General features: G+C 49.0%; 29 protein-coding genes and 1 pseudogene. 26 read left to right on the forward strand and 4 right to left on the reverse strand.

Features of this window, described 5'->3' with window-relative positions; genetic code table 11:
• Positions 1-215: 215 nt before the first annotated feature.
• Together ACJHX4_RS16585 and cspF are read right to left on the reverse strand one after the other, a co-directional pair.
• Positions 216-305, reverse strand: coding sequence for a hypothetical protein (locus ACJHX4_RS16585; RefSeq protein ID WP_120795389.1), 90 nt, complete (start codon positions 303-305; stop codon positions 216-218).
• Between the two features lie 54 nt (positions 306-359).
• A complete protein-coding gene (gene cspF, locus ACJHX4_RS16590) occupies positions 360-572 on the reverse strand; it encodes a cold shock-like protein CspF (RefSeq protein WP_000087756.1) in 213 nt (70 codons plus the stop codon).
• A gap of 300 nt (positions 573-872) precedes the next feature.
• On the opposite strand from cspF, the gene cspB reads away from it, so the two are divergent.
• Positions 873-1,088, forward strand: coding sequence for a cold shock-like protein CspB (gene cspB, locus ACJHX4_RS16595; RefSeq protein ID WP_000066484.1), 216 nt, complete (start codon positions 873-875; stop codon positions 1,086-1,088).
• 363 nt (positions 1,089-1,451) lie between these two features.
• Here cspB and ynfU read toward each other — a convergent pair whose 3' ends face one another.
• Positions 1,452-1,622: a putative zinc-binding protein YnfU gene (gene ynfU, locus ACJHX4_RS16600; protein ID WP_001405948.1), complete on the reverse strand. Its 171-nt coding sequence runs from the start codon at positions 1,620-1,622 to the stop codon at positions 1,452-1,454.
• 219 nt (positions 1,623-1,841) lie between these two features.
• Between ynfU and essD the strand changes: the two genes are divergently transcribed.
• The 9 genes from essD (at position 1,842) to ACJHX4_RS16645 (ending at position 4,820) form a co-directional block, all read left to right on the forward strand.
• Complete coding sequence (essD, locus tag ACJHX4_RS16605) at positions 1,842-2,057, forward strand: phage lysis protein EssD (RefSeq protein ID WP_000839590.1); 216 nt, start codon at positions 1,842-1,844, stop codon at positions 2,055-2,057.
• Positions 2,058-2,061: 4 nt separating this feature from the next.
• Positions 2,062-2,373, forward strand: coding sequence for a DUF1327 domain-containing protein (locus ACJHX4_RS16610; RefSeq protein ID WP_000189921.1), 312 nt, complete (start codon positions 2,062-2,064; stop codon positions 2,371-2,373).
• Positions 2,370-2,903 carry a lysozyme gene (locus ACJHX4_RS16615; protein WP_001092973.1) on the forward strand — a complete coding sequence of 178 codons (534 nt, stop codon included), beginning with the start codon at positions 2,370-2,372 and terminating at the stop codon, positions 2,901-2,903. The genes ACJHX4_RS16610 and ACJHX4_RS16615 overlap by 4 nt, the downstream gene beginning before the upstream one ends.
• A complete protein-coding gene (locus ACJHX4_RS16620) occupies positions 2,900-3,391 on the forward strand; it encodes a DUF2514 domain-containing protein (protein WP_001531699.1) in 492 nt (163 codons plus the stop codon). Before ACJHX4_RS16615 ends, ACJHX4_RS16620 begins: the two co-directional genes overlap by 4 nt.
• 368 nt (positions 3,392-3,759) lie before the next feature.
• A complete protein-coding gene (gene cspI, locus ACJHX4_RS16625) occupies positions 3,760-3,972 on the forward strand; it encodes a cold shock protein CspI (protein ID WP_000066495.1) in 213 nt (70 codons plus the stop codon).
• 10 nt (positions 3,973-3,982) lie between these two features.
• Positions 3,983-4,171 carry a cold-shock protein gene (locus ACJHX4_RS16630; protein ID WP_071524604.1) on the forward strand — a complete coding sequence of 63 codons (189 nt, stop codon included), beginning with the start codon at positions 3,983-3,985 and terminating at the stop codon, positions 4,169-4,171.
• Between the two features lie 2 nt (positions 4,172-4,173).
• Entirely contained in the window at positions 4,174-4,239 is a 66-nt protein-coding gene (gene ynfR, locus ACJHX4_RS16635; RefSeq protein WP_120795388.1) for a small protein YnfR, read from the forward strand.
• A gap of 4 nt (positions 4,240-4,243) precedes the next feature.
• Positions 4,244-4,474: a protein YnfN gene (gene ynfN / locus ACJHX4_RS16640; RefSeq protein ID WP_000720962.1), complete on the forward strand. Its 231-nt coding sequence runs from the start codon at positions 4,244-4,246 to the stop codon at positions 4,472-4,474.
• A 172-nt stretch (positions 4,475-4,646) separates the two neighbouring features.
• Positions 4,647-4,820, forward strand: a complete 174-nt coding sequence (locus ACJHX4_RS16645) for a GnsA/GnsB family addiction module toxin (protein ID WP_001019139.1) — start codon at positions 4,647-4,649, stop codon at positions 4,818-4,820.
• A gap of 151 nt (positions 4,821-4,971) precedes the next feature.
• Here ACJHX4_RS16645 and ACJHX4_RS16650 read toward each other — a convergent pair whose 3' ends face one another.
• Positions 4,972-5,382, reverse strand: a complete 411-nt coding sequence (locus tag ACJHX4_RS16650; protein ID WP_001531698.1) for a DUF1398 domain-containing protein — start codon at positions 5,380-5,382, stop codon at positions 4,972-4,974.
• Positions 5,383-5,682: 300 nt separating this feature from the next.
• Between ACJHX4_RS16650 and ACJHX4_RS16655 the strand changes: the two genes are divergently transcribed.
• The 16 genes and pseudogenes from ACJHX4_RS16655 to ACJHX4_RS16730 all read left to right on the forward strand — a co-directional run.
• Positions 5,683-5,889, forward strand: a complete 207-nt coding sequence (locus ACJHX4_RS16655) for a hypothetical protein (protein ID WP_001031431.1) — start codon at positions 5,683-5,685, stop codon at positions 5,887-5,889.
• 556 nt (positions 5,890-6,445) lie between these two features.
• Positions 6,446-6,973, forward strand: coding sequence for a DUF1441 family protein (locus ACJHX4_RS16660; RefSeq protein ID WP_001389340.1), 528 nt, complete (start codon positions 6,446-6,448; stop codon positions 6,971-6,973).
• Between the two features lie 8 nt (positions 6,974-6,981).
• A complete protein-coding gene (locus ACJHX4_RS16665) occupies positions 6,982-9,081 on the forward strand; it encodes a phage terminase large subunit family protein (protein ID WP_001531696.1) in 2,100 nt (699 codons plus the stop codon).
• On the forward strand, positions 9,078-9,290 hold the full coding sequence (locus ACJHX4_RS16670) for a hypothetical protein (protein WP_001072975.1): 213 nt from the start codon (positions 9,078-9,080) through the stop codon (positions 9,288-9,290). The genes ACJHX4_RS16665 and ACJHX4_RS16670 overlap by 4 nt, the downstream gene beginning before the upstream one ends.
• A complete protein-coding gene (locus ACJHX4_RS16675) occupies positions 9,290-10,798 on the forward strand; it encodes a phage portal protein (RefSeq protein ID WP_000985923.1) in 1,509 nt (502 codons plus the stop codon). The genes ACJHX4_RS16670 and ACJHX4_RS16675 overlap by 1 nt, the downstream gene beginning before the upstream one ends.
• A complete protein-coding gene (locus ACJHX4_RS16680; RefSeq protein WP_001136590.1) occupies positions 10,743-12,770 on the forward strand; it encodes a ClpP-like prohead protease/major capsid protein fusion protein in 2,028 nt (675 codons plus the stop codon). The genes ACJHX4_RS16675 and ACJHX4_RS16680 overlap by 56 nt, the downstream gene beginning before the upstream one ends.
• 86 nt (positions 12,771-12,856) lie before the next feature.
• A complete protein-coding gene (locus ACJHX4_RS16685; RefSeq protein ID WP_001097055.1) occupies positions 12,857-13,180 on the forward strand; it encodes a DUF2190 family protein in 324 nt (107 codons plus the stop codon).
• Complete coding sequence (locus tag ACJHX4_RS16690; RefSeq protein WP_001283153.1) at positions 13,173-13,448, forward strand: DNA breaking-rejoining protein; 276 nt, start codon at positions 13,173-13,175, stop codon at positions 13,446-13,448. Before ACJHX4_RS16685 ends, ACJHX4_RS16690 begins: the two co-directional genes overlap by 8 nt.
• 11 nt (positions 13,449-13,459) lie before the next feature.
• Positions 13,460-14,050, forward strand: a complete 591-nt coding sequence (locus ACJHX4_RS16695; protein ID WP_000677119.1) for a phage tail protein — start codon at positions 13,460-13,462, stop codon at positions 14,048-14,050.
• Entirely contained in the window at positions 14,047-14,448 is a 402-nt protein-coding gene (locus tag ACJHX4_RS16700; RefSeq protein WP_001079412.1) for a phage minor tail U family protein, read from the forward strand. The genes ACJHX4_RS16695 and ACJHX4_RS16700 overlap by 4 nt, the downstream gene beginning before the upstream one ends.
• A gap of 10 nt (positions 14,449-14,458) precedes the next feature.
• Positions 14,459-15,202, forward strand: coding sequence for a phage tail protein (locus ACJHX4_RS16705; RefSeq protein WP_000211132.1), 744 nt, complete (start codon positions 14,459-14,461; stop codon positions 15,200-15,202).
• Between the two features lie 60 nt (positions 15,203-15,262).
• The gene (gene gpG, locus ACJHX4_RS16710; RefSeq protein WP_001531694.1) at positions 15,263-15,649 is read left to right on the forward strand and encodes a phage tail assembly chaperone G; all 387 of its coding nucleotides are present in this window, start codon (positions 15,263-15,265) and stop codon (positions 15,647-15,649) included.
• A gap of 8 nt (positions 15,650-15,657) precedes the next feature.
• Positions 15,658-15,987, forward strand: coding sequence for a phage tail assembly protein T (locus ACJHX4_RS16715; RefSeq protein WP_001161009.1), 330 nt, complete (start codon positions 15,658-15,660; stop codon positions 15,985-15,987).
• On the forward strand, positions 15,959-19,024 hold the full coding sequence (locus ACJHX4_RS16720; RefSeq protein ID WP_000372020.1) for a phage tail tape measure protein: 3,066 nt from the start codon (positions 15,959-15,961) through the stop codon (positions 19,022-19,024). Before ACJHX4_RS16715 ends, ACJHX4_RS16720 begins: the two co-directional genes overlap by 29 nt.
• Entirely contained in the window at positions 19,024-19,353 is a 330-nt protein-coding gene (locus ACJHX4_RS16725) for a phage tail protein (RefSeq protein ID WP_000447256.1), read from the forward strand. Before ACJHX4_RS16720 ends, ACJHX4_RS16725 begins: the two co-directional genes overlap by 1 nt.
• A 9-nt stretch (positions 19,354-19,362) precedes the next feature.
• Positions 19,363-19,532, forward strand: a pseudogene (locus tag ACJHX4_RS16730) (phage minor tail protein L); the annotation flags it as partial.

Genomic DNA, 19,532 nt, shown 5'->3' on the forward strand with positions numbered 1-19,532 from the left:
TTTCAATGATGGGCTTTGTATACCCGACGTTAAGAAAAAGTAGAAAACCCGCTGATGAGCGGGTTTTGTGCTTTAAATGGGGCAATGGTAATGTTGAATCTCATCCCGGGACTCATGTCTGTTAACTTATTATTTAGCTGGTGACTTGGTTATTTGCCTGATGTTTAAAATGTTTTCTTCCAGTACAATGTCCCTAAACACAATGAGTCTGCTTATTATATTATTAGCAGAGCTATTACGGCCAAAGTACAGCATAAGCTTTTAAAGCCAATCAACCAGTCATCAAGACAGACGGGGTTATTCATAAAAACTCTCCATGTGTGATCCGATGGGGCCTGAAATTAAAGCTTTAATATAGCTCATGAAAGGTAAACATTGGCAGCTGAAGGGCCACGCAGACCATTTATCCGGCAAAATTCCACGCGTAATCCGGTGGTAATTTCTTCTGCATCGCGGAGATTGAGCGCTGAAACATGAAGCTGGACATCGATACGACCATCGGATGGGGTGATAAGACCCTTGCCGCTTTTGCCGTCAAAGGTTTTGACAATTCCTGTCATTTTACGGGACAAAAAAATTCCTTAATACTGATAACTTGGCGCACTATACACACGTTCCTGAAGAAAGCTATAGTTTTTTGATGGGGTTGAAGATGGCTGGATGTCTAAAATAAACATTGCTTCATATGTTCAACTATGCGTTAATGATTGCGTCGGTTTGAAGAACAGACGATATACGAAGTAGTTTACTAAAGCAGTTCTCATTTCAGGTGTTATTCACTTATTCCTTCTTTGAGTCTCTCCAATTAAGTACGAAGTCGTTTCTGTTATGCAAACCATTTATGCCGAAAGGCTCAAGTTAAGGAATGTAGAATGTCAAATAAAATGACTGGTTTAGTAAAATGGTTTAACGCTGATAAAGGTTTCGGCTTTATTTCTCCTGTTGATGGTAGTAAAGATGTGTTTGTGCATTTTTCTGCGATTCAGAATGATAATTATCGAACCTTATTTGAAGGTCAAAAGGTTACCTTCTCTATAGAGAGTGGTGCTAAAGGTCCTGCAGCAGCAAATGTCATCATTACTGATTAAAATTCATCGCTCGTCTGTATACGATAACGAAGAAGGCTGATGCCTGAGTAGAGATACGGACAGAGTAGTGAATATTGGATTTCTTTAATAAAATTTAAGGAGGTCCAATACATGAAACAATGGCCAGCATATTTGGCAAAATCTTAATCAGGAAAAGTATGCTAACCATTGTGGTGAAGTGCAGGTTTGCTGCATGAATAGTTTTACAGCAGAAGCTAACTGCTGGCATGGCAAAACAAAGTGCGTAAGTGGATGACTCCCACAAAAAGCACCACAATCTCAAACCCGCTCAGGCGGGTTTTTTATTATCTGCTTTAAATATATTATTAAAATATAAAAAATACTTGTTACTAATAAAATCAATCAGGCTACAGCTTTAAGATTTGTCTGGAATACTTTGTTGCAATGAGGGCAGATCAAAAGGGCACCTTTTTGTACTCTTGAAAAACTGTGTTCTGACTCTTGGGTGCAGTTTGGGCAGGAACATTTAACGAGATAATTACGGCGTGATTTTGAGTCTTTACGTTCTGACATAGGCTTTTCCTGTATAAATGGCCGTATACAGTACACTAAATATGAAAACATTTCTCGTATTATTATTTTATATATGACTTTCTTTCAAAATAATTACTCACATTTTTAATGTGTATGTTTCTTTAGCGCCGTTGAGAACAGCGTGTGCTGTCAAAACTACCCCGTAGACTCCGATCTTTTCAAACATATTGCACCATCCGTGTTCATCGGGGTGAGGATATGAAATCAATGGATAAGTTAACAACAGGTGTTGCCTATGGCACATCGGCGGGTAATGCTGGTTTCTGGGCATTGCAGTTACTCGATAAAGTAACTCCGTCACAGTGGGCTGCAATCGGTGTGCTGGGTAGCCTGGTTTTTGGCCTGCTGACGTATCTGACAAATCTTTATTTCAAGATTAAAGAAGACAGGCGTAAGGCTGCGAGAGGAGAGTAATCCAATGACTCAAGACTATGAACTGGTTGTGAAAGGAGTCCGTAATTTTGAGAATAAAGTTACGGTAACTGTAGCCTTACAGGACAAAGAACGCTTTGACGGTGAAATTTTTGGCCTGGATGTCGCCATGGACCGTGTTGAAGGAGCTGCGCTGGAGTTTTATGAGGCAGCAGCCAGAAGGAGCGTCCGGCAAGTCTTCCTGGAAGTAGCAGAAAAATTGTCAGAAAAAGTTGAGTCTTATCTGCAGCATCAGTACTCCTTTAAGATTGAAAATCCTGCCAATAAGCACGAGCGTCCTCATCATAAATATATATGAACACAAAAATCAGATACGGCCTGTCGGCTGCCGTTCTGGCGCTGATTGGTGCTGGCGCATCTGCTCCTCAGATACTTGACCAGTTTCTGGACGAAAAAGAAGGTAACCACACAATGGCATACCGCGATGGTTCTGGCATATGGACCATCTGTCGGGGTGCCACAGTGGTGGATGGAAAAACCGTTTTTCCCAATATGAAACTGTCGAAGGAAAAATGCGACCAGGTCAACGCCATTGAGCGTGATAAGGCGCTGGCATGGGTGGAGCGCAATATTAAAGTACCACTGACCGAACCACAAAAAGCGGGTATCGCGTCATTTTGTCCCTATAACATTGGTCCCGGTAAGTGTTTCCCGTCGACGTTTTATAAGCGGCTGAATGCTGGTGATCGTAAAGGTGCATGCGAAGCGATTCGCTGGTGGATTAAGGATGGCGGACGCGATTGCCGCGTTCGTTCAAATAACTGTTACGGTCAGGTTATTCGTCGTGACCAGGAGAGCGCATTAACCTGCTGGGGGATAGAACAGTGAATCAGATATTCATGGTGATTTTTCTCGTGTTGTCAGGATTTATCGTCGGAAATGTCTGGAGCGACAGAGGATGGCAAAAAAAATGGGCGGAACGTGATGCTGCCGCATTATCACAAGAGGTAAATGCTCAATTTGCTGCTCGAATAATTGAACAGGGGCGAACTATAGCCCGTGATGAGGCTGTTAAAGATGCACAACAGAAATCTGCTGAAATTTCTGCCAGGGCTGCTTATCTGTCTGATAGTGTTAACCAGTTGCGTGCCGAAGCAAAAAAATATGCCATACGCCTTGACGCAGCGAAGCATACCGCAGATCTTGCCGCTGCCGTCAGAGGCAAAACAACCAAAACCGCCGAAGGAATGCTCACCAACATGCTCGGAGATATTGCAGCAGAAGCTCAGCTTTATGCTGAAATTGCTGACGAACGCTACATCGCAGGAGTGACTTGTCAACAGATCTATGAATCTTTAAGAGATAAAAAGCATTAAATGTAGGGTAATATTAAATCGGAACATTTACATCGCTGAATGTAAAATTTAAATAAAAAGGACTCTTCCATCAGTCAAAATTCCTGAAATCTTAAGGGTAAGATAAAAGGTCTTAATCAGAATGACACGTTTTATTAATAAATAAAGCTATTCTTTCATTGCTGTGTTTTTCTTTACAAAAGTAATCCTTGCTATGGGTGGTTAATCATGCGTTAATGGTGTTCTGGTTTGTTACAAATTTATCTGAAGCAGTCATTGTTATAATTTTATTATTTGTACCTCTTGAGATTTCCTTGTTGGTTTTTCTCTCTGATATTTTTTTTCGGACCATTCTGCCCAAGGGCTAATTTCTTCAAAAGGTAATAATTATGTCTAACAAAATGACTGGTTTAGTGAAATGGTTTAACCCTGAAAAAGGTTTTGGTTTCATCACGCCGAAAGATGGCAGCAAAGATGTGTTTGTCCATTTCTCAGCAATTCAGAGCAACGATTTCAAAACATTAACTGAGAATCAGGAAGTTGAATTTGGTATTGAGAACGGACCTAAAGGTCCTGCCGCTGTTCATGTAGTGGCGCTTTGAGGTAGACAATATTACAAACCATATTCACTTTAGATGCCCGTGTTGTCATGGTTCCCAGTATAGAACATCATCTTTTGATGTTTCTGACATGAATCCTTTCGGGGCAAAATGTATCTTTTGTAAATCAATGATGATTACATTTGATAATATTTCACAATACTTAAATGCCAGCCGTCTGTCGTTGGATTTAAAAAAGTGAAAATGAAGGCTCCTTCGGGAGCTTTTTTGCTTGGTGTCTATTCGATGGATACTCACATACTACGGTAACATCATGAAAAAAATCATAGTTTTTTTTAACTCTGAACCAGCAGTGGTAGTGCCAGCGATGACTGGAGTTAACACCATCATGCGTGAATATCCAAATGGCGAAAAAACACACCTTACTGTAATGGCCGCAGGGTTTCCATCTCTGACCGGAGATCATAAAGTCATTTATGTAGCCGCGGATCGGCATGTTACTTCAGAAGAAATTCTGGAAGCAGCAATAAGGCTCTTGAGTTGATTTGATGCTATTGCATTGATAATTCAGGAAAATTCTCTTTGTCTGTTTGTGTAAAATTTAGACTATCGTATGTTGATTATTGCGATGTTTCATCTTATCTTTTACACGTTTGCACCATATAATCGACTTACCAGTGTAACTGGAAAGTCATAACAGACTAAAAGAGGAAATGATGAATATTGAAGACTTAAAAACAAAAGCAGAAGCAGATATTTCTGAATATATAACAAAAAAAATTATTGAACTTAAGAAAAAGACCGGGAAAGAAGTTACCAGTATTCAGTTTACCGCACGGGAAAAAATGACGGGTCTTGAAAGCTATGATGTCAAGATTAATTTAATCTGATGTATTCAATAATAAAATTTATCCATAAACCTCGTTTTTACGGGGTTTTGTTATATTTGAATGGTTCCGAATATCTAAATCACAATTGTTGATGGTTTTTATTAAACCAATGCAGTCCGGCTCAGGAGTGAGAGAAGCCGGACGTTATGGTTTAGCGTGGTAAGATTTGTGTAGTTTTCTGGATGCTTTCAGTAAATAGTAATGAGTTATCAAAGGTATAGTAATATCTTTGGTGTTCATGGATATTTGTAACCCATCGGAAAACTCCTGCTTTAGCAAGATTTTCCCTGTATTGTTGAAATGTGATTTCTTTTGATTTCAACTTATTATAGGAGGTCTCTATAAGATGTTTGTTTCTGGAGAATTTAACATTTACAACCTTTTTGAGTCCTTTTACTAACACTATGTTGTCGTTTTCTAACACAATGTGAATATTATCTGTGGCTAAATAGTAAATATAAAGTGAGACATTGTGACGTTTTAGCTCAGAATAAAATAATTCACAGTTTAAATCTTTACGCACTTGATCGAATATTTCTTTAAAAATGGCAGCCTGAGCCATTGGTAAACCTTCCATGTGATACGATGACGCGTAGTTTGCATTATCGTATTTATTGTTTCAATCTGGTCTGACCTCTTTGTGTTTTGTTGATGATTTATGTCAAATATTAAGCCTGTTTTCAATAAATAGTGTTGGTTGCGTAACAAAGTTGAGCCTTGCTGGCATCCAGGAGGGATATGCAACCGACAGATGTATGTAAGGTCGATGTACTCAAACTTTCATACTTTTCCTCTTTTATGCAGAAAGATTTGAAGTAATATTTTAACCGCTAGATGACGAGCAAACGCATGGAGCGACAAAATGAATAAAGAACAATCTGCTGATGAACTCTCGTTGGATCTGATTCGTGTAAAAAATATGCTTAATAGCACCATTTCTATGAGTTACCCGGATGTTGTAATTGCATGTATAGAACATCAGGTGTCTCTGGAAGCATTCAGGGCAATTGAGGCAGCGTTGGTGAAGCACGATAAGAATTCGAAGGATTATTCCCTGGTGGTTGACTGAGCACCATAACTGCTAATCATTCAAACTATTTCACCTGTGACAGAGTCAATATCGCATTCTGTCACTGCAGGCTAATACAGAGCTGCAATTCAACTACTGCAATGTCCTCGTAATTAGGTGAATTTACAATATCGTCCTGTTCGGCTGCATTGCTGAAGATGAGGCATTTATGGTTCGCGTATTTTCCCCTCATGCTCGTCAGTCCTGTGCGTAGGAAGAAACAGGACACTCACACTAATTTGTGTGGGCATGCTGTGATGTCCTTCTGAATTATTCCTATGCCATTATGTAAAGCGCTGTATCAGATGCTCGTCACGGCTGTCAGGCTGTCGGGTCCTCCCGGTGGGGGCCCCTGCCACGGGGCGGGAGCGTCGCGGAAAAAGGCTAGTTTTTGCATTTCCATGGCGGCGGCAGCATGTTTGGTAATTTATTGATAATTAAAAGTTATTTCTCTTTTCACCTGTACAATATTTTTTTCTTCCTGTCATTAGACCAGTTTGCAATTAATTGAAATATATAAATAAACCTGATTTTCACCTGCCAGATGGAGTTGCTTATGTCAAATGTGAGCGGGATCGGTGATGCTTATTACTGGAGTGTTTTTAAAATCGCCGAGGCCTTTGGGCTTCACCGGGACACAGTAAAAAAACGGCTCCTCGCGGCCAACACTCCTGTGGCTGCGACTGTCAGGGGGAACCCCGTTTACGCCCTGCAGCATGTCGGGCCCGCCCTGTTTAGTGTGAAGCATGAGGCAGCAGACTCTGTTCATGATCCATCCCGTATGGAGCCGAAAGAGAGAAAGGACTGGTACCAGTCTGAAAATGAAAGGATCAAGCTGGAAAAGGAGCAGCGAAAACTCATCCCAGTTGATGAAGTAGTCATCGTCTATTCGTCCATGAGAAAGGCTGTCGTCCAGGTTCTGGAGACAATTCCGGATGTTCTTGAACGCGATTGCGCTCTGACTCCTCAGGCCGTCGGCGTTGTACAGCAGGCCATTGATGACCTGCGATACACTCTTCAGGAAAAATCCTACGAGGCTTGTGCTGCTGAATTAATTCCTGATGAGGAAGGAGAGAGTCTCTAGGAGGAATAATGGGTTTTTCATCAGCCCGAAATTTGGGAAGGGACATATCGGCAGGATTTTCCCCACCACGTCGCATGCCGATTTCGGAGGCTGTTAAAAAATTCATGCGTGTTCCCAAGGGGGCTGGTAACTCGGTGCCATGGGATCCTGAACTGACACCCTACATCATTGAGCCCTTGAACTGCCTGGCATCGCGTGAATACGATGCGGTGATTTTTGTTGGTCCTGCGCGAACAGGGAAGACCATTGGTCTGATCGATGGATGGATTGTCTATACCATCGTTTGCGATCCTTCGGACATGCTCGTTGTGCAGATGACCGAAGATAAGGCCCGCGAGCATTCTAAAAAGCGCCTCGACAGAACGTTCAGAAGCAGTGCGGCGGTAAAGAAAAGAATGAGTCCACGTCGTAACGACAATAATGTCCATGATAAGACGTTCAGGGATGGCTCGTTCCTTAAAATTGGTTGGCCCTCGGTCAACATTATGTCGTCGTCGGATTACCGGTTTGTCGCCTTAACCGATTACGACCGTTTTCCGGAGAATATCGACAGCGAGGGTGATGGTTTCTCCCTGGCCTCAAAACGTACCACCACATTTATGTCCGCCGGGATGACTCTGGTGGAGAGCTCGCCGGGACGTGACATCTGCGACAGCAAATGGCGACGTAAGTCGCCTCATGAAGCGCCACCGACGACTGGTATTCTTTCCCTTTACAATCGTGGTGACCGCCGCCGCTGGTACTGGCCATGTCCGCACTGCGGTGAATATTTTCAGCCAGCTATGGATGCCATGACCGGCTACCGTAATGAACCGGATCCCTTTAAAGCCAGTGAGGCGGCGTATCTACTTTGCCCGCACTGCAGCGGCATTATCACTGCGGAGAAAAAGCGTGAGCTCAATAGTGCAGGAGTCTGGTTGCGTGAAGGTCAGGTCATTGATCGTAACGGCAACGTTTCCGGTGAACCGCGCCGCTCCCGTATCGCCAGTTTCTGGATGGAAGGGCCAGCTGCTGCGTATCAGACCTGGGCGCAACTGGTTTACAAATTACTGACTGCAGAACAGGAGTATGAAGCGACAGGAAGCGAAGAAACACTCAGGGCGGTTATCAACACCGACTGGGGATTGCCTTATCTTCCTCGTGCCAGCATGGAGCAACGAAAAAGTGAACTGCTTGAGCAGCGGGCAGAGCCAGTTCCTTCCTGCAGTGTGCCGGATGGCGTTAATTTCCTTGTGGCGACAGTGGATGTGCAGGCGGGACGTCATCGCCGTTTTGTGGTTCAGGTAACGGGCTATGGCAGTCGTGGCGAACGCTGGATTATTGATCGTTACAATATCACGCAGTCATTGCGCAGTGACTGCGACGGGGAGAGCCAGCGAATTGATCCGGCCAGCTATCCGGAAGACTGGGATGTCCTGCTGACGGATGTTTTTCATAAAAGCTGGCCGCTGGCCTCCGATCCTTCTCAACAAATGCGACTGATGGCAATGGCGGTGGACTCCGGCGGTGAAGACGGGGTCACTGATAATGCCTATAAATTCTGGCGTCGTTGCCGTCGTGATGGCCTTGGTAAACGTATTTACCTGTTTAAGGGCGACAGCATCCGGCGCGCAAAACTGATCACCCGTACATTCCCTGATAACACCGGACGAACGGGCCGACGGGCGCAGGCCGCAGGTGATGTGCCGCTCTGGCTTCTTCAGACGGATGCACTGAAAGACCGGGTGAATAACGCGTTATGGCGTGACTCGCCAGGTCCCGGCTATGTGCATTTCCCTGACTGGCTGGGGAGCTGGTTTTACGACGAACTGACGTATGAAGAGCGGAGCAGTGACGGGAAATGGAGTAAGCCGGGTCGCGGTGCCAACGAAGCTTTTGACCTGATGGTGTATGCCGAGGCTCTGGTCATTCTGCATGGATACGAAAAGATCCGCTGGCCGGATGCACCGGAGTGGGCGAGCCGGGAAACCTGGCTGGAGTGTGTCCCGGACAGTACCGAACCGTCACCCTCACCGGAACCGGTATCCACGCCTGTTAAAAAACAAAAACGGAAGAAAACAGTAACTGACGATGTTAACCCCTGGCTGACTTCCGGAGGATGGTTATGAACCAGAATGATATCGAAGCCATGATTCAGCGTTATACGGAAGCTGAAATGGCGGTGCTGGACGGAAAATCCGTCACCTTTAATGGTCAGCAGATGACCATGGAAAACTTATCTGAGATCCGGCAGGGACGGCAGGAGTGGGAGCGCCGCCTTGCGGCTCTGATTACACGACGACGGGGGCATCCCGGGTACCGGCTGGCGAGGTTCTGATGGCAATTCTTGATGATGTGATTGGCGTTTTTTCACCAGGATGGAAAGCGGCAAGGCTGCGTTCCCGGGCGGTGATCCAGGCTTATGAGGCCGTAAAAACGACGCGGACACACAAAGCCCGGCGGGAAAACCGAACTGCCGACCAGTTAAGCCTCTACGGGGCCGTGTCGTTACGTGAGCAGGCCCGTTACCTTGATAACAACCACGATCTGGTCATTGGTGTATTTGACAAGCTGGAAGAACGGGTGGTGGGGAAAAACGGGATTATTGTCGAGCCACATCCGGTATTACGCAATGGGGCCATTGCCCGTGATCTGGCAGCGGAGATACGCACCCGATGGAGTGAATGGTCTGTCAGTCCGGAAGTTACCGGGCAGTTTACCCGTCCGATGCTGGAACGTCTGATGCTGCGTACCTGGCTGCGCGATGGTGAGGTGTTTGCCCAGATGGTTTCCGGGCGCATAAACAGCCTGACGCCTTCTGCCGGTGTTCATTTCTGGCTGGAGGCACTCGAGCCAGACTTTATTCCCATGACCAGTGATGAGAGCAACAGGCTGAATCAGGGCGTGTTTGTTGATGACTGGGGGCGTCCCGAAAAATATCTGGTGTATAAAAGTCGTCCTGTATCCGGACGGCAGATGGAAACCAAAGAAGTGGATGCAGAGCGAATGCTGCATCTTAAATTTGTTCGCCGTCTGCACCAGATGCGCGGGACGTCTTTATTGTCCGGTGTGCTGATCCGCCTCAGTGCCCTGAAAGAATATGAAGATTCTGAGCTGACTGCAGCAAGGATCGCTGCTGCTCTGGGGATGTACATCCGCAAAGGCGACGGACAGAGCTATGAAACGGATGGTAATGACAGCAAGGAGAATGAACGCGAGCTTACCATTCAGCCAGGCATTATTTACGACGATCTGAAACCCGGCGAAGAAATCGGAATGGTGAAGTCGGATCGCCCCAATCCTAACCTTGAAACTTTTCGTAATGGTCAGTTGCGTGCCGTGGCGGCGGGCAGTCGTCTGAGTTTTTCCAGTACAGCGCGCAACTATAACGGCACTTACAGCGCCCAGCGTCAGGAGCTGGTTGAATCCACTGATGGCTACCTGATCCTGCAGGACTGGTTTATTGGTGCCGTCACCCGCCCGATGTATCGTGCCTGGCTGAAACAGGCTGTGGCATCCGGTGTTATCAGGCTACCCCGCGATCTTGACCGTTCTTCACTGTATACCGCGGTGTATTCCGGACCGGTGATGCCGTGGATTGACCCTGTTAAGGAGGCTGAGGCCTGGAAAATTCAGATTCGTGGTGGAGCGGCGACAGAATCAGACTGGGTACGTGCAGGTGGTCGTAATCCGGATGATGTCAAACGTCGGCGCAAGGCAGAAATTGATGAAAACCGCAAGCTGGATCTGGTATTTGATACCGATCCGGCCAGTGATAAAGGAGGCAGCAGTGCCGCAACGAAACGACAGGAGCCGCAGCACACCGACGACCAGTCCGAAGAATAATTCCTGGTTCAGGATGCAGGCTGGTCACCAGAGTGACGCGGATATTTATATTTATGACGAGATTGGTTTCTGGGGTGTTACAGCGAAGCAGTTTATCAGTGATCTGAATGCACTGGGCGATATCACCCACATTAATCTCCATATCAATTCACCGGGTGGCGATGTCTTTGAAGGCATCGCCATTTTTAATGCGCTGAAAACACATGGTGCGTCCATTACCGTTTATGTCGACGGTGTGGCGGCGTCAATGGCGTCGGTCATTGCGATGGTGGGAAACCCGGTCATTATGCCGGAAAACACCTTCATGATGATTCATAAACCATTTGGCTTTACGGGCGGTGATGCGGAGGACATGCGCACCTATGCCGACCTGCTCGATAAGGTTGAGGCGGTTCTGTTACCCGCTTATGCACAGAAAACCGGGAAAACCACCGATGAAATTGCTGCCATGCTGGCGGATGAGACCTGGATGTCCGGTGCCGAATGTCTGGCACATGGATTTGCTGATCAGGTGACGCCAGCCGTTAAGGCAATGGCATGTATTCAGTCAAAACGTACAGAGGAATTTAAAAAGATGCCGGAATCCATTCGAAACATGATTACTCCGCCACGCAACAGTGCTCCACGCGTACAGGATGATGAACCTGCAGCCTCCCGGACGCCAGTGCAGGCAGCAGCACCCGTGGTGGATGAAAACAGTATCCGTGCGCAGGTACTGGCAGAGCAAAAAGCGCGTGTAAACGGTATTAATGATCTGTTTGCCATGTTTGGCGGGCGTTATCAGACGCTGCAGGCTCAGTGTCTTGCCGATCCTGAGTGTTCGCTGGAGCAGGCCCGCGAAAAGCTGTTGAACGAGATGGGGCGCGAGTCCACGCCATCCAATAAAAATACACCGGCTCATATTTATGCTGGTAACGGTAATTTTGTGGGGGACGGGATCCGCCAGGCGCTGATGGCGCGTGCCGGATTTGAAAAAACCGAACGTGATAATGTCTACAACGGGATGACCCTGCGTGAATATGCCCGTATGTCACTGACTGAACGGGGTATTGGGGTTTCCGGTTATAACCCGATGCAGATGGTCGGTGCGGCGTTCACCCACAGTACGTCTGACTTCGGTAATATTCTGCTGGATGTTGCGAACAAAGCCATTCTGCAGGGCTGGGAAGATGCTCCTGAAACCTATGAACAATGGACGCGGAAAGGTCAGTTGTCTGATTTTAAAATTGCCCATCGTGTGGGTATGGGGGGCTTCAGTGCTCTGCGTCAGGTGCGTGAAGGGGCGGAATATAAATACGTCACCACCGGAGATAAACAGGCCACTATTGCACTGGCGACCTATGGCGAGCTGTTCAGTATCACCCGTCAGGCCATTATCAATGATGATCTGAATATGCTGACCGATGTCCCGATGAAACTGGGCCGTGCGGCGAAATCCACTATTGCCGATCTGGTTTATGCCATTCTGACGTCTAACCCGAAAATCTCCACAGATAATGTAAGTCTGTTCGATAAAGCGAAACATGCAAACGTACTGGAGAGCGCTGCAATGGACGTGGCATCGCTGGATAAAGCCCGCCAGTTGATGCGCGTTCAGAAAGAGGGGGAGCGTCATCTGAATATTCGTCCTGCGTTCGTACTGGTACCGACGGCGATGGAGTCTGTTGCTAACCAGGTCATTCGCTCCTCAAGTGTCAAGGGGGCTGACATTAACGCCGGTATTATTAACCCGGTGAAAGATTTTGCGACCGTTATTGCAGAGCCTCGTCTTGATGATAACAGCCAGACCACCTTCTACCTGGCTGCGTCAAAAGGCTCCGATACGATTGAAGTGGCTTATCTCAACGGTGTGGATACGCCATATATTGATCAGATGGAGGGCTTCAGTGTGGATGGCGTGACAACGAAAGTGCGTATTGACGCCGGTGTCGCGCCAGTTGATCACCGCGGTCTGGTGAAATGTACGGCGTAAACGTCGCAGACAACAACTCTGATGGCCCGTAAGGGCTTTTTTTGTACCTGAAATCAGCCCCTGAACGGGGCTGTGCGGAGACAGTTATGGCAAAGAATTTTGTAGAAGAAGGAAAAACGGTGGCGATTGTTGCCAGTGCAGCCATCAGCAGCGGAGAGCTGGTGCAGGTGGGTGATGTTTTTGCGGTGGCGCTGACCGATATTCCACAGGGTGAAACAGGCGACGGCATGACCGAAGGTGTGTTTATGCTGCCTAAGCTGAAAACGGATGACATGAAAACGGGTAAGAAGGTTTATCTGAAGTCCGGAAAAGTTCAGCTGACTAACAGCGGCTCTGATCCGCTGGTCGGGGTTGTCTGGGCAGATGCCGGAACCAGTGCAGAAGAAGTGCCGGTAAAACTCAATGTCTGATCCCTTTTCCCGGCTGGCAGCGCGTATGGATGCGATCACGGTCAGAAAGATGGGAAAGACAGCCTCGATTAATGATGTCGATATGACTGTGATCCCGGGAGAAACACTGGCAGAGCTGAATGCTCTGTCCGGACCTGCGGTCTCTCTGGTGGTGTTTTCTTCGGGATACCGCCCACGGCGCGGGGATCGCGTTGTTTATGACGGACAACAATGGACGGTCACACGGCATGAACGCTTTAACGGTAAGCCAATGATCTTTATTGAGTAAAGAGGTGTGGGATGAAGGGGCTTGAGAATGCCATCCGCAATCTGAACAGCCTTGATACCCGTATGGTGCCACAGGCCAGCGCATGGGCGATAAACCGTGTGGCACAGAAAGCGGTCTCGGTTGCCACCCGGCAGGTTGCCGGGAATACCGTTGCGGGAGATAACCAGGTGAAAGGGATCCCCCTGAAACTGGTACGTCAGCGTGTCCGGGTGTTTAAAGCCAGTCCGTCAGGAAAAATGACGGCCAGGATCCGCGTTAACCGGGGCAATCTGCCCGCCATCAAACTGAACACAACACGGCGGCGTGCTGGTGAAGGACTGAGAGTGGGAAAATACTTTTTCCGGGGGGCATTTGTTCAGCAACTGGCGAATGGCCGCTGGCATGTTCTGAGGCGTCTTCCTGAAGCGCGTTTTGCAACAGGGCATGACCATCAGGGCAGGCCAAGAAAAAATCGTCTTCCTGTGGAGGTAGTGAAAATCCCGCTGTCCGGACCGCTGACACAGGCATTTGAAGATGCCCGCGACCACATCATTGCTGCGGAAATGCCGAAACAGCTGGGGTATGCACTGAAACAACAACTGAGGTTATGGCTGACCCGATGAACCGACATACACAAATCCGCCAGGTCGTACTGGCACGCCTTCGGGAACAGTGTGGAGACAGCGCCACGTTTTTTGACGGGCTTCCGGCATTTATTGATGCGCAGGAACTGCCTGCCGTGGCGGTGTGGCTGAGTGATGCTCAGTACACCGGAAAAATGACGGATGAAGATGACTGGCAGGCTGTTCTGCATATTGCCGTCTTCATCCGGGCACAGGCACCGGATTCAGAGCTGGATATGTGGATGGAGAGCACCATTTTCCCGGCCCTGAATGATGTACCGGCACTTTCCGGACTCATCGACACCCTGAACCCACTCGGTTTTAACTATCAACGTGATAATGAGATGGCCACCTGGGCGATGGCGGAAATCACGTACCAGATCACGTACACGAATTAAGGAGGTGGTAATGACCACACCAAATCCACTGGCAAAGACGAAAGGTGCGGGGACGACGTTCTGGATGTATACCGGCAACGGCGATGCGTTTGCGAACCCTTTGTCGGACACTGACTGGCTGCGTCTTGCGATGGTGAAGGATCTGCAACCTGGCGAAATGACCGCTGATGCAGAAGATGACACTTATCTCGATGATGAAGATGCAGACTGGAAAACGACAACCCAGGGGCAGAAATCCGTTGGTGATACTTCGGCGACGCTGGCCTGGCGTCCGGGTGACAGCGGGCAGAAAAAACTGGTTCAGTTGTTCGACTCCGGTGAAGTCTGCGCGTTTCGTATCAAATATCCCAACGGCACTGTTGATGTTTTCCGTGGCTGGCTGAGCTCACTGGGTAAAACCATTGCCTCAAAAGACGTGATGACCCGCACTGTGAAAATCAGCGGTGTGGGGCGTCCGTATCTGGCAGAGGAAGGCACTGAAACCGTGAGCGTTACCGGGCTGACAGTATCACCGGCGTCTGCCAGTGTAAAAGTGGGAGCAACCACCACGCTGACCTTTACAGTAAAACCTGACGGAGCCAGTGACAAAGCGATCAGTGTGCATTCGTCAGATCCACAGACTGCCACGGTTACCCTGAACGGACTTGTGGCCACGGTAAAAGGCGTGAAGCAGGGCAGTGTCAGCATTGTGGGCATGACCGCTGACGGGAATTTTGTGGCTGTGACTGCGGTGACTGTCAGCGCAGCAGGTTAACAGGACGATACTCATCATTTGCCCCGGTTATGCGGGGCTTTTTTGCAGGTGGAGAACATGATGTTTCTGAAACAGGACACGTTTAATTATGAAAAACAGTCCGTGGTGCTCAGTGAGCTGTCCGGGCTGCAGAGAATTGAATATCTGACGTTTGTTCAGCAGCGAACGGCAAAGTTTGATGCCGTGGAGGGAGAACTGCCGGAGGCTGAACGACAGATTGCTTTTCTGCGGATGGGGATGGATATCAATGCCTGGCTGGTTTCCCGCTCACTGTGGAATGCGGATCAGTCTAAGGATGTAGAGACGCTTTGCACATCCGTTATTACAACATGGTCGTATGATGCCCTGGGTGCGGGGGCGGAGATGGTTCTGTCGCTGAGCGGTATGGGGGCCATTGATAATGCCGTGGATGATGAGCATGAGGCGCTGACGCCGGAAAAGTCCTGACGCGGGAAATGCAGTTTGTCATGCGGCTTGCCCGGGAGTTCCGGCGGGCAGACTGGCGGCGGATGCTGTCGGAAATGTCGGCCACTGAGCTTGGTGAGTGGGGCGATTATTTCCGGATGCAGAGCTTCAGTGATGTGTGGATGGATGCGCAGTTTGCCTCGCTGAAGGCATTGATCGTGAGAATGGTGTCCGGCAGCAGTGATGCTGCGGTGGCTGATTTCAGCCTTTTACCGGAAGAGAACGGGATACCGGAGCGAACGGACGAAGAACTGATGCATCTTGGGGAAGGTATTTCCGGAGGTGTGCGTTATGGACCAGATAGCCAACCTGGTCATTGATTTGGGGATTGATGCGGCAGAGTTTAAAAATGAAATTCCCCGTATCAAAAACCTTCTGAATGGTGCAGCCAGCGATGCAGAACGGTCTTCTGCCCGTATGCAGCGTTTTATGGAGCGTCAGACTCAGGCCGCCCGGCAGACAACGCAGGCAGCTTCTTCGGCTGCAACAGCCGCATCCGTCCATGCGCAGACGGTGGAGAAGAACGCACAGGCTCATGAACGCATGGCCCGCGAGGTGGAGAAAACCCGCCAGCGCATGGAGGCACTGAGCCAGAAAATGCGCGAGGAACAGGCGCAGGCCATGGCTCTGGCGGAGGCTCAGGATAAAGCGGCTGCTGCGTTTTATCGTCAGATTGACAGTGTGAAACAGGCCAGTGCGGGGCTGCAGGAATTACAGCGTATTCAGCAGCAGATCCGACAGGCCAGAAACAGTGGCGGGATTGGTCAGCAGGATTATCTGGCGCTGATTTCTGAGGTTACGGCGAAAACCCGTGTTCTTACGCAGGCTGAGGCAGAGGCTACCCGACAGAAAGTGGCGTTTATCCGTCAGCTTAAAGAGCAGGCAACCCGCCAGAATCTTTCTTCTTCTGAGTTGCTTCGTGCCAGGGCTGCCCAGCTGGGGGTAAGCAGTGCTGCAGAAGTGTATATCCGCAAAATGGAGCGGGCAGGAAAAGCCACGCATTCGCTGGGTCTGAAAAGTGCAGCGGCCCGCCAGGAGATAGGCGTTCTGATAGGTGAACTGGCCCGCGGCAATTTAGGGGCGCTAAGGGGATCCGGGATAACGCTGGCTAACCGTGCCGGATGGATAGACACACTGATGTCACCGAAAGGCATGATGCTGGGCGGGGTTATTGGCGGTATTACCGCGGCCGTCTATGGTCTGGGTAAAGCCTGGTATGACGGTCAGAAGGAGGGGGAAGAATTTAACCGCCAGCTGTCGCTGACGGGGCATTATGCCGGAGTCACTGCCGGGCAGCTGTGGACGCTCAGTCGTGCTATTTCCGGGAATGGTATCACGCAACATGCTGCAGCCGGTGCGCTGGCTCAGGTGGTGGGGAGTGGTGCATTTCGTGGAAACGATATCGGTATGGTGGCGAGAGCTGCCGCACAGATGGAGCGATCGGTTGGCCAGTCGGTCAGCGATACCATAAATCAGTTTAAGCGGCTGAAGGATGATCCTGTAAATGCCGCGAAGTCTCTGGACAATGAGCTGCATTTTCTTACTGCCACTCAGCTTGAGCAGATACGCGTCCTTGGAGAGCAGGGGCGGTCCAGTGATGCGGCACGGATAGCCATGTCTGCACTGGCAGAGGAAACCGGTCGGCGTACTGCGGATATTGATAATAACCTCAATGCGCTGGGCAGTACGCTGCAAACTTTGTCTGACTGGTGGAAGCAGTTCTGGGATGCGGCCATGAATATTGGTCGTGAAGATTCGCTGGATGCGCAGATTGCCACTTTGCAGGAGAAAGTGTCGCGGGCGAAAAGACTCCCCTGGACGGCATCATCTTCTCAGGTTGAATACGATCAGCAGCGTCTTAACGATCTTCAGGAGAAAAAACGCCAGAAGGATTTGCAGGATGCAAAAGAGCAGGCAGAGCGGAATTATCAGGAGCAACAGAAACGCCGTAATGCTGAAAATGCTGCACTGAACCGGATGAATGAAACGGAAGCTGCACGACATCAGCGTGAAATTGCGCGTATTAATGCCATGCAGTACGCCGATCAGACTGTCAGGGATGCGGCGATACAACGTGAAAATGAACGTTACGAGAAAGCCCTGGCATCCGGTAAGAAAAAAACACGCGAAACCCGTAATGATGAGGCCACCCGGTTATTGCTGCAGTACAGTCAGCAACAGGCACAGGTGGAAGGACAGATTGCTGCTGCCAGACAGTCAGCAGGCATTGCCACGGAAAGGATGACAGAAGCGCATAAACAGCTCCTGGCTCTGCAGCAGCGCATCAGCGACCTGGACGGGAAAAAACTGACGGCAGATGAAAAGAGTGTGCTGGCCCGTAAAGATGAACTGATTCAGGCACTGACGCTGCTGGATGTAAAACAGCAGGAGCTTCAGAAACAGACGGCACTCAACGAGCTGAAGAAAAAAACAATTCAGCTGACCAGTCAACTGGCTGAAGAAGAGCGCGCTCAGCGTCAGCAACATGACCTGGATATCGCCACGGTGGGTATGGGTGATCAGCAGCGACAGCGATATCAGGTACAACTGAGTCTTCGCCAGAAATACCAGCAACAGCTGGAGCAGTTGAGGCGGGATAGTGAGCAGAAAGGGACATATAACACGGATGACTACAGAAAGGCCGAGCAGGCGCTGACGGAGAGCCTGAACCGACAACTGAATGAGAATCGCCGTTACTGGCAACAGCTTGAAGTTGTGCAGGGTAACTGGAAAAACGGAGTCCTGCGTGCATTTCAGGATTTTACCGTGGATGCAGATAATACGGCAGAAACAGCAGAACAGGTGTTCTCGTCAGCCTTCAGCAACATGGGAAATGGCCTGGCAACTTTTGTCACTACCGGCAAACTCAATTTCAAATCCTTCACCTCTTCTGTGCTGTCAGATATGGCGAAAATCCTGGCGCAGGCAACCATGATGAAATCGATAAAAGGGATTGGCAGTGTACTGGGATTTGATCTCAGCAGCCTTTCCCTGAATGCCAATGGGGGGATTTATCAGTCTGCTGATTTGAGTCGTTACAGTGGCACGGTGGTTAACCGTCCGACGTTTTTTGCTTTTGCAAAAGGCGCGGGTGTGATGGGGGAAGCGGGACCTGAAGCCATTCTGCCATTGCGTCGTGGTGCTGACGGTAAGCTGGGGGTTGTGGCGGATATTGGGGGTTCAGGTATGGCGATGTTTTCCCCGCAGTACAACATCGAGATCAATAACGATGGCACGAACGGGCAGATAGGTCCGGCTGCCCTGAAGGTGGTTTATGACCTTGGGAAAAAAGCGGCAGCGGACTTTATGCAACAGCAGGCCCGTGATGGTGGTCGGTTAAGTGGAGCATATCGGTAATGGAGACGTTTCACTGGAAAGTGCGCCCGGATATGAATGTGGTATCAGAGCCGAAAGTGGTGACAGTGAAGCTGGGCGATGGTTATGAACAGCGTCGTGCGGCGGGACTGAATAACCAGTTGTCGACTTACAGCGTGACGATACGTGTTCGTAAATGTGAACACCCATCTTTAAAAGCCTTTCTGGAACGGCACGGTGGCGTCCGCGCATTTCAGTGGACGCCACCTTATGACTGGAGGCCGATCAGGGTGGTTTGTCGTAAATGGTCGGCAAGCGTGGGGGCGCTGTGGGTAACCATAACGGCAGATTTTGAACAGGTCGTGGCATAGGAGGCCCTGATGCAGGATATTCCACAGGAAACACATCATGAGACGACACGCCTTACTCAGTCAGCCCTGGTGGTGCTCTGGGAAATCGATCTGACAGAGGTCGGTGGTGAACGTTATTTTTTCTGTAATGAGCAGAACGAAAAAGGTGAGCCGGTCACCTGGCAGGGGCGGCAGTATCA

Source organism: Escherichia sp. WS2035, assembly GCF_046487065.1.
GTDB lineage: Bacteria > Pseudomonadota > Gammaproteobacteria > Enterobacterales > Enterobacteriaceae > Escherichia > Escherichia coli.